This is a genomic window from Colwellia sp. MB02u-14 (assembly GCF_014076915.1).
GTDB lineage: Bacteria > Pseudomonadota > Gammaproteobacteria > Enterobacterales > Alteromonadaceae > Colwellia_A.
On record NZ_JACGUX010000085.1, the window covers coordinates 1 to 13,377 of the forward strand.

At 36.4% G+C, this 13,377-nt stretch carries 11 protein-coding genes; 5 read left to right on the forward strand and 6 right to left on the reverse strand.

Features of this window, described 5'->3' with window-relative positions; all coding sequences use genetic code 11:
• The first annotated feature begins 656 nt into the window (after positions 1–656).
• Positions 657–1,100 (forward strand): RNA-binding protein, encoded by a 444-nt coding sequence (locus tag H4J52_RS15250; protein WP_182180771.1) that lies wholly within the window; start codon positions 657–659, stop codon positions 1,098–1,100.
• A gap of 78 nt (positions 1,101–1,178) precedes the next feature.
• On the opposite strand, the gene H4J52_RS15255 is transcribed toward H4J52_RS15250, so the two are convergent.
• Positions 1,179–2,450, reverse strand: a complete 1,272-nt coding sequence (locus H4J52_RS15255) for a DUF5610 domain-containing protein (RefSeq protein ID WP_182180773.1) — start codon at positions 2,448–2,450, stop codon at positions 1,179–1,181.
• 246 nt (positions 2,451–2,696) lie between these two features.
• On the opposite strand from H4J52_RS15255, the gene trmA reads away from it, so the two are divergent.
• Complete coding sequence (trmA, locus tag H4J52_RS15260) at positions 2,697–3,803, forward strand: tRNA (uridine(54)-C5)-methyltransferase TrmA (RefSeq protein WP_182180775.1); 1,107 nt, start codon at positions 2,697–2,699, stop codon at positions 3,801–3,803.
• Here the strand turns inward: trmA and fabR are convergent.
• The gene (gene fabR, locus H4J52_RS15265) at positions 3,800–4,423 is read right to left on the reverse strand and encodes an HTH-type transcriptional repressor FabR (RefSeq protein WP_182180777.1); all 624 of its coding nucleotides are present in this window, start codon (positions 4,421–4,423) and stop codon (positions 3,800–3,802) included. The two genes, trmA and fabR, sit on opposite strands and share 4 nt — an antisense overlap.
• 229 nt (positions 4,424–4,652) lie before the next feature.
• Between fabR and H4J52_RS15270 the strand changes: the two genes are divergently transcribed.
• The 3 genes from H4J52_RS15270 to H4J52_RS15280 all read left to right on the forward strand — a co-directional run bounded on the left by H4J52_RS15270 (position 4,653) and on the right by H4J52_RS15280 (position 7,884).
• Positions 4,653–5,771: a fatty acid desaturase gene (locus H4J52_RS15270; protein WP_182180779.1), complete on the forward strand. Its 1,119-nt coding sequence runs from the start codon at positions 4,653–4,655 to the stop codon at positions 5,769–5,771.
• Positions 5,772–5,877: 106 nt separating this feature from the next.
• Entirely contained in the window at positions 5,878–7,314 is a 1,437-nt protein-coding gene (sthA, locus tag H4J52_RS15275) for a Si-specific NAD(P)(+) transhydrogenase (RefSeq protein ID WP_220460071.1), read from the forward strand.
• A gap of 42 nt (positions 7,315–7,356) precedes the next feature.
• A complete protein-coding gene (locus H4J52_RS15280) occupies positions 7,357–7,884 on the forward strand; it encodes a histidine phosphatase family protein (RefSeq protein ID WP_182180780.1) in 528 nt (175 codons plus the stop codon).
• 2 nt (positions 7,885–7,886) lie between these two features.
• On the opposite strand, the gene H4J52_RS15285 is transcribed toward H4J52_RS15280, so the two are convergent.
• The 4 genes from H4J52_RS15285 to H4J52_RS15300 all read right to left on the reverse strand — a co-directional run bounded on the left by H4J52_RS15285 (position 7,887) and on the right by H4J52_RS15300 (position 13,216).
• The gene (locus H4J52_RS15285) at positions 7,887–8,306 is read right to left on the reverse strand and encodes a hypothetical protein (RefSeq protein ID WP_182180781.1); all 420 of its coding nucleotides are present in this window, start codon (positions 8,304–8,306) and stop codon (positions 7,887–7,889) included.
• A gap of 95 nt (positions 8,307–8,401) precedes the next feature.
• Positions 8,402–8,704: a hypothetical protein gene (locus H4J52_RS15290; protein ID WP_182180782.1), complete on the reverse strand. Its 303-nt coding sequence runs from the start codon at positions 8,702–8,704 to the stop codon at positions 8,402–8,404.
• Between the two features lie 168 nt (positions 8,705–8,872).
• Positions 8,873–12,013, reverse strand: coding sequence for an efflux RND transporter permease subunit (locus tag H4J52_RS15295; protein ID WP_182180827.1), 3,141 nt, complete (start codon positions 12,011–12,013; stop codon positions 8,873–8,875).
• Between the two features lie 3 nt (positions 12,014–12,016).
• The gene (locus H4J52_RS15300) at positions 12,017–13,216 is read right to left on the reverse strand and encodes an efflux RND transporter periplasmic adaptor subunit (protein WP_182225102.1); all 1,200 of its coding nucleotides are present in this window, start codon (positions 13,214–13,216) and stop codon (positions 12,017–12,019) included.
• Positions 13,217–13,377: the final 161 nt, after the last annotated feature.

Sequence of the window (13,377 nt, forward strand, 5' to 3'; positions counted from 1 at the left end):
GATAACTAATTGTTAAAGAAAAACTCATTTACTCAAAGTAAAGAGTTAGATATAAAACCCATTCGTTTATACCTTTGGAGCGTTGCTCCATTGCTGCAGGCCTTGCCTGAAGCGAGATGCGTATTCTACGCAACTCTGTTTCGATGTCAACGTTTTATTTAATTTAATTTGAAGTTTCTTTCGAATATTCAAACTCTATTTTTAAAACGTTAAGTTAACGAATAAACCCTAAAGCTATGTAGTTAACTTATCAAAACAGCTCTTTCGTGGTTCGTTTTAACTGAACCCCTTGGAACTGGAGCGCATTCTAGACATTTTCTAAAAAGGATCAAGCACTATTTTCATCTTTTAGTTTGTTTGCTGTAAATAAAGACAATATGAGTAATATACTCTCTGATCGTTTAAATTTTTTGCGGTACTTAATTTAATAGTCTATTAATGAGAGTAAGTTGAACGTTAAAATAGTGCTTTTAATTAATATGTTTATTTAGTGTAGTAAACTTTTTAATTTTTGCTTAATATAAGTAAGGTGTTATTTACATATAAATGACACTTATCTTTTTTACAACTTTTGCACAATATTCAAAGCTAATAGCATCGCAACAGCAATTTAGTTTTTTAATTTAGAATTTAAAATAATAATTAGGTATTCATATATGAAGTCTCCTCAAAGGTTAACATTTATCGTCGCAGTAATATTTACTGTAATTGCTTACTTTTTATCAACGTTTATAGGCAACACACCAGTTATAACAGCTGTACTAGTTTTAGTTAGTGCTTTTATTGCTCCTCTTATTGGTACATCAAGTTCAGCAGAAAGTGCTGATGAAGAAGTAAAAACACTATATGTAGGGAATTTACCCTATAGAGCAAATGAGTCATCGATTAGAGAATTATTCTCTGAACACGGCCAAGTTCATTCTGTTCGTTTAATGAAAGACAAGCACACCGGTAAACGTCGTGGTTTTGGTTTTGTTGAAATGTCTGCCGATGCAGCTGATGCAGCTGTTTCATCACTCAATGATACTGAGTTTCAACAGCGCACGTTAAAAGTGCGTGAAGCGAAGGAACGTCCAGAAAAAAATGCCGAAGAAGAATAACATTACCGCTTTTTAATCTTTAATGATAAAACCCGCTTTAAAGTGGGTTTTTTTATCGATTAAAAACAATGATAACGCTTACTTACTTTTATTATCTGGCTTAATTGTATCAATCACTTTATTAAACTTGTCTTTGACTTCTTTATTTTCGCCAAATTCAGCCTTAAACACCGCATCTAGTAGTTGGCCAAAAGCATCCTCTTTTTTTGATAAAAGGGTGTTTGCTGCCTCTTGAAGTTGTTTAAATTGACCTAAAAAATCAATTAAGGGTCTCAGTTCTTTATTAACGCTTGGTAAATCTCTCTCGCCAAACTCAGCTATTTCTGTATAACTTTGACTAACATAACTTGTTTTAGTTTGTTGCATGTCCATACTAAAGTTAGCTATTTGGTCATTATCAAAACCGAGTTCAACCGATTTTTCGAAGGCTTGAACAACATTACCACTGAAAAAATCTTTCTGTAGTGAGTTTACATCTTTTATTAATGCTTCAATGGCCGCTTTCTCTTCATCATCGAGATCACCATCAACACTGTAGGAAAAATTCACCTCATTATACTCGCTACTTACCATAGTATAGTTCTCTGAAACGCCTCTGTTACTCTCTTGGTGCCGAGCACTTTTTTTATTGCCGTACTCTTGTAATTCGCTAAATGATATTGAAACAATATCACCGTCAGTGGTCGTAATACTAAGATCACTCTTTTTTGAGTTACTTACATAAAGTTCGCTGTTTAATGCTGCGTTTCTAATTTTTGGACTCTCTATATCTATATTACTCTTTGAATTTTTCTCTGCAGGAAATATCTTTTTATATAAGTCATCAATATTCTTATTAATAAGGTCGCGGCTTTTTTCAATACCTTGACCTAATTCATCATCAAATATTGATAGATCTTTTAAATCACCCATCGCTTGATCAATACCTAAGTTAGCTCCTGCTCGTCCTTGCTCAAACATTTCTTTTAATTCATCATCACTCGCACCATTAGCTTGCGCAGCAAGAATACTGCCACCGACAAAGTCCATAACCGTTCGAGCAACCGCTTCAAAATCAAAAATAGCAGATGAAGATTCACTGTTAATTAATGGTTCTTTAGCTATTATATTGCTCTGAACAACATTTTTATTGGGTTGTGTATAATTAAATTTTTCAAACTTTGCCGATATATGACTAGAAACTGACTGAAATATAATTTTCATAGTAATAGAAGCACGATTTCTTAGTGCTAAATTATCGAAAGACTCTGCTGGTATATGCTTTTTAACCGCTTCGTTTTTCATGTGTTCCGCTTGATATCTTTGCCCTTTGTAATTTGGCAAAGTTGTTTGATTATCAATTTTATTCATTACAATACTCCGGTATCTAATTAAAGGTTAACTAAACACAATTAAAGATCTACAGATCCTTAAATTTAATATGGTTATAATATCGGCATTTACAGATAAACCTTTAATCTTGAGCCCATCACACCAATAAAATTATAGACAAATGACTAGACAAAGTAATCACAGTCGCTAAACTCAGCGCTTCTATAATACTCGCTAATATTGAGTATAATGTCGTTTAATTATTTCTATGTTTAAGGCTTATATATGTTTAGTCACATCGCACCTCAATTTTATGATAAACAACTTGAAAATAAACAGGATGATATCGCTAAATTGTTTAGTGAATTTGACTTGCCTAGCTTTGATGTTTTTCGATCAGAGCCTATAAATTATAGATTAAGAGCAGAATTTAGGCTTTGGCACGATGGTGATGACTTGTTTTACATTATGTTTAATAGTGAAACAAAAGAAAAATATCGAGTAGATAATTTCCCTGTTGCTAGTGAGTTAATCAATCAGGCAATGAAAGCCTTGCTTGATGAAATTAAAGATAAACCTTCACTTCGTCATAGGCTGTTTCAAGTTGACTTTTTATCAACTCTAAGTGGAGAGTTATTAATTAGCTTATTATATCACCGACAATTAGATGAGCAGTGGCTGACTGATGCCGCTATGTTAAAAGCAACACTTTCGGCAATCGCCCCTGTTGACATTATTGGTAGAGCCAAGAAGCAAAAATTTATTCTTAATAAAGATTTTGTCACTGAGCGCCTAACTGTTGGTGATAAAACTTATATCTACGAGCAAGTAGAAAATAGTTTTACTCAACCCAATGGTCACGTTAATGAGCAGATGTTACTTTGGGCAAAGCAAGGCACTCAAAATATTGGTGGTGATTTAATCGAACTTTATTGTGGCAATGGTAACTTTAGCATCGCATTAGCTGAAAATTTTGATCGTGTGTTAGGCACAGAAATATCAAAAACATCAGTAAAATCAGCACAAAATAATATTGCTGCTAACCAGCTAAGCAATGTTGATATTATAAGAATGTCGAGTGAAGATTTTAGTCAAGCGATGAACGGTGAACGTGAATTTCGTCGTTTAGAAGACTTTGATCTAAAAAGTTATAATTACGATACCGTTTTAGTTGATCCTCCAAGAGCGGGGCTTGACCCTGACAGTGTTGAGTTAGTGAGTCGATTTGAACGTATTGTTTATATTTCATGTAACCCTGATACCTTAAAAGATAACCTCACTGAACTAGTAAAAACACATAACATTGAAAAATTTGCATTATTTGATCAATTTCCTTACACACACCATGTTGAAACCGGCGTTATTTTATCGCGTAAAAAATTAATTGATTAGGTTTTACTTTTTAAACCTCGGTTGCTAAATTCTGCAGCACCGCGAGCAATAAAGCGTAATTGTTGTATTGTTCGTAGTGCGATCTGCTGACGATCGTCTTTATCGACATCTAAAGCATCAGAGCCAGCACTGAATACAATAGTAACAGCAGCATCAGCTTGCAAAAAAGCCACATCTGCGTTTAATTTATTTGCTTGCTGTAAATAATCGCATAACTCTAAAGTGAAATAACGGACTTCTCGGTTTACTGCAGCTCGAAAAGCAGCTGACGTACCTGAGCGCTCTCGTAATAATAAGCGAAATATATTACCGTTACTTTCAATAAATTCCATAAAAGTAACGACAGAAATTTGAATAACAGAGCCTCCTTTTTCAATACGCTGTCTCGCTTGTCGCATTAACTGACGTAGAGTTAGGCCTGCTTCATCTACCAGTGTTAAACCTAATTCGTTCATGTCAGAGAAGTGTCGATAGAATGAGGTTGGAGCTAAACCTGCTTCTTTAGCGACTTCGCGTAAGCTCAAACTAGAAAAGCTCCGTTCGCTGCTAAGCTGCCCTAAAGCTGCATCAATTAATTGTCGACGTGTTTTTTCTTTTTGCTGTGCTCTAATGCCACTCATTGCTTAATTAACCTATTCTTTAGCTTAACCTTATCATACTGAATTCTCATCTATTTACTAGAAACTTGATCACTAATATTGTTTTATAAAGAAGGTAATATTACTTGGTAATTAAAATTATAATAAAAATTACCTTGACTGCAAAGTCATCAAAGTTAAAATAGTGTACACGTGTACACTGAAAATTTTAATTCAGTGTTCGTTTTTTTACAGATGGAATTTTTATTACATGAACAAACCTAAAATCGTTTGGCTAAATTTTAGTGTGTTTTTAATTACCTTTTTAGTAGCAGCAATAGCTGTTCCATATAGAGCAATAACACACGGCTTTGATAACACTGAGCTTACGGTTGCATTCTGCTGCTTTATTTATTGTGGTATGTCGATTACTGCCGGTTATCATCGTTTATGGTCACATAAAACGTATCAAGCGCATTGGTCTTTGCGTTTTATCTTTGCACTCGGTGGTGCATTCGCTTTACAAAATAGTATTTTACATTGGTCATCAGATCATAGAATTCATCATAAGCATGTTGATAATAATGAAAAGGATCCTTATTCCGCAAAAAGGGGCTTTTGGTATTCTCACATAGGCTGGATGCTACGAGAGTATCAAGCACATCGATATGCTAATTACGACAACACCCGTGATTTGCAAAAAGACCCTATAGTCATGTGGCAGCACAGAAACTACTTATTACTAACAATACTGATGAACTTTGGTATGCCCATAGTATTTGGCTTATGGCATGGAGACATTATAAGCAGCTTGCTTTTAGTGGGTTTCCTACGTTTGGTTTTGAACCACCATACAACTTTCTTTATTAATTCTTTAGCGCACATTTGGGGTAAACAAACTTACACCGAAAGAAATAGCGCTCGAGACAATGGTTTTCTTGCATTTTTGACCTTTGGTGAGGGCTACCACAATTACCATCATATTTTTGAAAATGATTATCGTAATGGTATTCGTTGGTGGCAATTTGATCCCACTAAATGGTTAATTAAAGGCTGTGAATTTTTAAAGTTAACTTCAAAACTTCGTACCTATCCAGATGATAAAATTGAGAAAGCTCGATTAGCAATGGTGCTTAAGCGTAGCCAAAAGAAGCTCCTAGCTCACCCAAATGCCGAACAGATGCGTGAAAAGCTTCAGCAAGAGTATGATTTATTAATTGCTAGAATTAATGACTATTATGATGTTCGTAAAAAATTACTTGCCAGTAAACGTGATAAATTAATTGCTGATGTTGAAAGTTCGGAGTTAGCTGCGCAGTATCAAGAGTTTAAACAGCACCTTGCTGACCAGCAACAACATTTTCAACGTTTATTAACACAGCTTGCATAAAACTTTCTTCTATTTAAGTATTACAGTGTAGATCACGCTTTTACATAGTCAGACGTCTAAATTCCTGCTAAAATTTTTAATCCTAGTAGGAATTTAAGGTAAGATTTTGGCAACCAAAAACAAAGCTAAAACAACGATAAAAATCATCAATGATTACGATTACGATGCAATCATTATTGGTACGGGTCCTGGTGGCGAAGGCACTGCCATGGAACTCTCTAAAAAAGAAAAACGTGTTGCCATTGTAGAACGCTATAAAGACGTTGGTGGTGGCTGTACGCATTGGGGAACTATTCCCTCAAAAGCTTTAAGACAAAGTGTTAGCCGACTCATTGAATATAATGCCAGCCCGCTTTTCAGAGGTCATGAAAAAGCAAAGCATTTAACATTTCCTGCTATCCTCAAACACGCATCATCCGTCATTCGCAAGCAAGTCCAATTACGCAGTGGTTTTTATGACCGTAACCGCGTTGAACTGGTTGCCGGAGAAGCTTCATTTATAGATGCGCATACGCTTAGAATAATTAAAAGTGATGGTTCTGTTGAGCAAATAACCGCAAAACAAATTGTTATTGCTACAGGTTCACATCCCTATAGACCAAGTGATATTGATTTCAATCATCCTCGGGTTTATGACTCGGATACTATTTTATCACTCAAGCATGATCCCCGTTCTATCATTATTTATGGTGCAGGAGTTATTGGCTCTGAGTACGCATCGATATTTAGGGGACTTGGAGTCAAGGTTGACTTAATTAATACACGCGATAGATTATTATCATTTTTAGATGCTGAGATGTCTGATTCTCTTAGTTATCACTTATGGAATAATGGTGTTGTTATTCGCCATGGAGAAGCTATTGAAAGTGTTGAAGCATCTGATGATTCTGTCGTTGTTCATTTAGCGTCGGGTAAAAAAATGCGTGCTGACTGTTTATTATTTGCTAACGGACGTACCGGTAATACTGCAGACTTAAAAGTTGAAAATGCAGGACTAACAGCCGATGGTCGTGGGCAGCTTAAAGTCAATAATCAATACCAAACCAGTGTAGATAATATCTATGCTGTCGGTGATGTTATTGGTTATCCTAGCTTAGCTAGTGCCGCTTATGACCAAGGCCGACTAGCCGCTTCAGCGATGATAGATCATCACAGTACCGCAAAACTTATTGCTGATATTCCTACCGGTATCTATACCATACCAGAAATAAGCTCAGTGGGTAAAACAGAACAAGAACTTACCGCTGCAAAAATTCCTTATGAAGTAGGTCGTGCTCAATTCAAACATTTAGCCAGAGCACAGATATCAAATAGTTTAGTGGGTTCATTGAAAGTGCTTTTTCATCGGGAAACCAAAGAAATATTAGGTATTCATTGTTTTGGTGAAAATGCTGCTGAAATAATTCATATTGGTCAAGCTATTATGCAACAAACCAATGGGGGTAATACGATTGAATACTTTGTTAACACTACGTTCAATTACCCAACAATGGCTGAAGCATTTCGTGTTGCAGCGCTAAATGGTTTGAACCGTTTATTTTAAATAATAAGTACTAAATTAACGAATAAGAAAGGTATGTTACGAATGAATAAATTAATTTTAGCGTTATTTATTTTTATCGGCATACCTTTTTTTATGGTTCAAGCTGCGGAAAAAAAGCATCAAAAAAGTGAAGAGAAGAGCTATAGTCTTTATTTGATTCGCCATGCTGAACAGAAAACAGATCAAGACGATCCAGGACTAACACAATGTGGGAAGTTTCGTGCTAGGCAACTGGCCAGTATTTTAGAGCATGCAAAAGTAAAAAAAATATACAGTACGCGCTACCAGCGCACTATGGCAACGGCTGCTCCGCTGGCACAACAACAAAAGCTTGCAATAAAGAACTATGCCCCAAACAAGTTAGAACAACTTGCCCGGCAACTAATGAAAGAGAAAGAAAACACGGTTGTCTTCGGCCATAGTAACACCACACCACAATTGGCTGAATTAATAAGCCAAATATCAGTATTACCGATGACAGAAAAACAATATCGAAGCATATATCAAATTAGTGTTTCAAACAAAAACCCTCAACTAACCTTGTTAATGCAACCTCTCGTTTGCAAATAAAACTATAATAAATTATCTGCAGTGCCTTTTCGACCCGCGCGAATTAACTCAATGTGCTTAATTGAAAAAGGTGTTCCCCATTGTTGAGTCGTCATCATACCCGTTAGCGCATTTCCTCTCACTTTAATAACAGCACCATCTTGCTGAAATTCTTTATTTAAGTTCATCGGCAACCAATGCTTACCTTCTTTGGATACTAAACCAAAGAAACCGCCTTCCAAATTCATATATTTTACTGTTGCTGTAAATGACAGCTGTTTCAGGTCAACTTTAGTTTGAGAGGGTTTGACTGACACTTTAGAAACCTCTGATTTGGCAACAACGTCTAATTGAGCCGACTTATCTATTGGATTAGTTGATTTTTGCTGGCATGACATCAAAATACCAACAGATAAAACAACACAAGTCATTTGTTTAAACATACTGCACATCCTTAAATTGATCATGTTAATTAGAGAATTGGCGATAAAGAAAAGCAATTCTTAGGGCTTACTTTTATGATTACGCTGATGAGTGGTTATTGCTTAGATTCTTCTTTTTCAGCATCTATTATTTCGTCAATTTTATGCTTATTGCCACAAATAGCCTTCTGCTTATCATTACGATAATAACGAACATCAATGCAATCCACTTGAAAACGACGTTCTAATTCAGTACGTATAACAGGATGACCTTTAGCGTTAGTGATTTGGCGTTGCAATGACTGGCAAATTTTAATTTCTTCACTGGCAATTGTTACATCTTCACAAGCCTTTTCAGTGGTCGAACACCCTGTTATTGTCATTAGCGCAAGCGTTGAAAAAAGATAAATATGTTTCATAGTGGTGGTTTTATTTCATTTTTTGTTAGCAGTTAACGCCATTATAGTCAGCTATTATTGTTAACGATACCTTTTCTTATCTGGCTTGCCTGAAGTTATTTTCATAGAAACTCAATTAAGCAAATAAAAAAGCCATTACAAGGTAATGGCTTTGAGAGAAGAAAACGCCTAAGTCGCTAATACTTTTTCAAGTTGTGGCTGCTTTTTCTTACGCTTAAATACCTTTTTCATATCTTCAATAATAAGGTATAAACTTGGGATCAGTACCAGTGTGACGATAGTTGCAAATAATACGCCAAATGCTAAAGATATGGCCATTGGAATAACAATTTGTGCTTGCGCGCTGACTTCAAAAAAGATAATAGGTACTAAACCAATAAAGGTTGTTAATGACGTTAGCATAATAGCTCTAAAGCGTTTAGTACCAGCATGTATTACTGCATCTTTTAGTTTAACGCCTGATTTCCTGGCATTGTTAACATAGTCAACCATGACTAAGGAGTCATTAACGACCACACCAGACGCCGCTAATATTCCCATAAGAGATAATGCACTTAAGTCCATATCTAAGATAAAATGACCAAACACAGAGCCAATAACTCCAAAAGGAATCACCACCATAATCATCGCCGCTTGCGAATAAGATTTCAACGGTATTGCCAATAGTGAGAATACAATCAGAAACGAGATAGCACCATCACGTATCTGACTATTTAGACCATCTATTTCTTCTTGAATACTGCCCGACAATTCGCTTTGAACTTTTGGAAATTTTCTTAACAGTTCGGGAATAAAGTTGTCTTTAATATCATTAGCAACTTTAAATGGCTCAACTTGCTCAGCATCGACACTTGCCCAAACGTTAATGGTCCGATTACCATTTTCACGACGAATACGTGTAACCCCCTCTTGTAGGGTAATATTTGCCAGTTCTGACAAAGGTAACTCAGCACCATTAGCTGTTTTTATCATAACATCATCGACATGGCCAACAGAGCTTCGTTGATCAAGTGGGTAACGGATCATCACCTTCACCTCTTCGCTGTCACGTAAAATACGCTGTGCTTCTAGACCATAAAAACTGTAGCTCACTTGTGAAGCAATATCGGCTAAAGTTAAGCCTAAACTATAAGCTAATGGCTTCAATTCAAATTGAACTTCTTTGGCACTGGTTTGACGACTATCATTAACGTCGCCAATACCTTTTAAAGAGTTAAGTTTAGTTTTTAACTCTCTCGATGCGGCGAGTAATTGTGCATCGTCTTTACTTTCTAATCTAAAGGCAATATCGCCATCATCTCGACCGGAGCCAAATAAGTTATCACCAATAGTAAACGATTTTACACCGGGATAATTAGGAATAGCCGCGCGCCATAAGTCAGCCAGTTCAAAAGTATTCATGGGCCGTAATTCAGGTATCACTAATTTAACCATCAATTGACCACTGGTTCGGCTGCGTAAATCAACCTGCATATCAGAGATCATTGACTGCCCGTATTTCGCTTCAATCTCTTTATCAATGGTATTAATAACACCTTGAATATTTAACAAGGTTTGCAAGGTCGCCTTTTCTGAGGCATCAACATTCATTTCAACATTAATACGAGGAAAATCATGTGGGATCTTAGCTTGACCAACGGAGCGAACAAAACCGCCATTAAACAATCCCGCACAAATTAGCATTAGACTAATAAAAAACATTAATACCGCGTAACGATAGCTAATAAAAGTGATTAACGCGGGTCGATAAATATTATCAATAAAGTTTTTTAGTTTGGTATCAATCCACCGACGTAATATATCGACTGGATTTTTAGGATTAAAAGCCTTAATTTTCATTTTTACCAAATGTGCGGGTAAAATAAGCTTTGACTCAATTAAAGAAAAAATTAAACAAAGGATCACGACTGAGCCAATCGCTTTAAAAAACGCAGCGGAAGGGCCTTCACCAAACAGAAAAGGCAGGAATACAGCAATAGTTGTCAATACACCAAAGGTCGCTGGCATAGCAACACGTTGGACACCACGAATAACATTTTCAGTACTATGGCCATTCTGTTCTATTTCTTCATGAGCACTCTCACCCATAACAATGGCGTCATCAACAACAATACCTAACACTAAAATAAAGGCAAACAAGCTAATAACATTAATAGTGATATTGATAAACTCTAATGGCATAAGAAATAAAGTACCGAGGAAACAAACGGGTAAACCCATCATTACCCAGAAAGCTAAACGAACACGTAAAAATAGCGCTAACATTATAAAAACTAATATTGCTCCACTTTTCATGTTGTCTATCATCATCGTTAAGCGACCTTCAAGATAGTAGGTCATATCAACCCAAGTTTCTAACTTAACGCCTTCAGGAAGTATCTTCGCTTTGTCATCAACATACTTTTTAATGACTTCTGCAACATCAGTAATACTTTGATTATTGGCCGCGCCAATAAAAATAGTGACTGAGTTTTCACCATTAAATTTTGAATACTGTAAGCCTTCTTTAAAACCATCAATAACTGTAGCAATTTGGCCTAATAAAACTTTAGTACCATCAGCTAAGGTAACAACAGGTATTTGCTCAAACTCATGTCCCCGATAAGCTTGGTTCTCAACACGTAAGTTAATATAGCCATTTTCTGCACGAATTTGTCCTGCAGACATATTACGTGAATAACCACGCACCGCTTGAGCAATATCGCTAAAACTTAAATCATATTCGCGTAACTTATCTTTACTCACCTCAATGGATATTTCGTAGTCTAGCCCACTGTATAATTCTGAAATGTTAATAAAAGGCAGCTGTTGAATTTCGTTATGAACTTTTTGTCCTAACTCTTTCAGCTCACCATTGGTTAAGTCGCCATACAGACTGATGTACATCACTTCTTGGCGAAACTTTTCACGCTCAACTTTAATACGCTCCATGCCATCAGGGAAACTAGAAATAGAATCGATAGCTGATTTAACTTCTTCTAAAACAATTTGCGGATCATAATCAAGGTCAACTTCAAACCAACCATTTGAAAAATTACGGTTTGAATAGGTAATTACGCGCTTTAAACCCTGAACTGTTTCCAAAGCTTCTTCAACTTTAATCGTTATACCTTCTTCAACTTCTTGAGGCGCAGCCCCGGGGTAAGGCGCAGTATAGGAGATCCAATTGATATTAATTTGTGGGAACATTTGTTTATTAATAGTGCTAATGGTAAAAAAACCACCCACTAAAATAAATATCATCAATAAGTTTGCCGCCACACTATTACGGGCGAACCAAGCAATTAAGCCTTTATTGGTATCATCCATCATCTAGTCCTTAGTGCTTGCGATTTGTGTTTCAGGAGCTTCTTCAGTAGTTACTTGATTTTTACTACCTTGTAAGGCTAATTCCATACCGTCAATCGGATAGTCTAATGCTGAAACAATGATTTGATCACCTTCATTCAAACCATCAGTGACGATCATATTCGAACCGTCCTCGCGAGCAATAGTAATATCGACATAGTGCAATGTTGAGTCAGCCCCTAAAATAGCAACGCGACCATTGGTAACAAGGTATCGGGGAAGTAAGGTTACACCTTTAAGGCTAACACCAAAGATTTCTGCTGTAACATAAGAGCCAAAGCGAATGGGAGTATGCTTGAGTGTTTCTTTTTTAGTTTTTAAGCCATAGGGGTCTTGAACTTCAGCAACTAAATAGCTCATACGGCTTTTGTTATCAACAACACCTTCACTGCGTACGATCCTTGCTTGCCAAATTATATTTTTACCTGCATAAGTGCCAATCAAATTAACCTGAGCGTCTTCACCTTGCGAGACTAAAAACTGCAGCTGATTATCTGCAACGGGTAAACGAACTTCAGCAACACCTGTCCCGAATAATTTACCGACTTTACTACCCGTACCAACAAAAGATCCTAAACCAATCGTACGGCTTGCAATCATTGCATCATACGGCGCTCTAATTTCGGTACGCTCTAAATTACGCTTTGCAAGAAGTACTGAAGCCTGCGCTGATTTAACATGAGCAAGTTCCTGTGCTAATTGTGGTTTACGCAAACTAAGTTCGGTAGGAGACGTATCTGTAATTCGCTTCCATTCACGTTCCGCCACTTGACCTTGGGCACGCTCTGTTTCAAGAGAAGCACGTGCCGAAGCCATGGTCGCTTCAGCATCAATGAGTGCAGCTTGATAATCATTTGGATCAATACGTGCAAGCAATTGATTTTTAGCAACAAAACCTCCACGTACAAAAACATCCGCCAATTCAACGACTTCACCGCTAACTTGTGCCACCAATTCAGTTTCATATTTAGGTTGAACAACACCATATGAATTAACGGTAAGGTCCATTGGCGCAATATGAATTTTTTCAACGGCTACGATGGGCCTATTGTCAACTTCAGCTTTTTCTTCTGGTGGCTTCTTCATACTTGAAAGGCCAAAAAGCAATAAGAAGCCAACGATTAGAATGGCAATAGGGATGATAATTTGTTTTTTACGTATCACTGTTATGTCCTCATAAATGTGATCAAATACAATAATTCTTTTAATTGTATATAGAGTAACTAATTAATGGTCTATACAAGCAATTAAGTTGTAAATCCTTGTTACAAGATACGAGCCGAAATAATGGATTAAGAATACAAACATTCATAAAAATTAAAATA

Excerpts from the sequence above, each read along its gene's own strand:
- H4J52_RS15250 (WP_182180771.1), top strand. The coding sequence starts at position 657 with ATGAAGTCTCCTCAAAGGTTAACATTTATCGTCGCAGTAATATTTACT.
- H4J52_RS15255 (WP_182180773.1), bottom strand. The coding sequence starts at position 2,450 with ATGAATAAAATTGATAATCAAACAACTTTGCCAAATTACAAAGGGCAA.
- trmA (WP_182180775.1), top strand. The coding sequence starts at position 2,697 with ATGTTTAGTCACATCGCACCTCAATTTTATGATAAACAACTTGAAAAT.
- fabR (WP_182180777.1), bottom strand. The coding sequence starts at position 4,423 with ATGAGTGGCATTAGAGCACAGCAAAAAGAAAAAACACGTCGACAATTA.
- H4J52_RS15270 (WP_182180779.1), top strand. The coding sequence starts at position 4,653 with ATGAACAAACCTAAAATCGTTTGGCTAAATTTTAGTGTGTTTTTAATT.
- H4J52_RS15280 (WP_182180780.1), top strand. The coding sequence starts at position 7,357 with ATGAATAAATTAATTTTAGCGTTATTTATTTTTATCGGCATACCTTTT.
- H4J52_RS15285 (WP_182180781.1), bottom strand. The coding sequence starts at position 8,306 with ATGTTTAAACAAATGACTTGTGTTGTTTTATCTGTTGGTATTTTGATG.
- H4J52_RS15290 (WP_182180782.1), bottom strand. The coding sequence starts at position 8,704 with ATGAAACATATTTATCTTTTTTCAACGCTTGCGCTAATGACAATAACA.
- H4J52_RS15295 (WP_182180827.1), bottom strand. The coding sequence starts at position 12,013 with ATGGATGATACCAATAAAGGCTTAATTGCTTGGTTCGCCCGTAATAGT.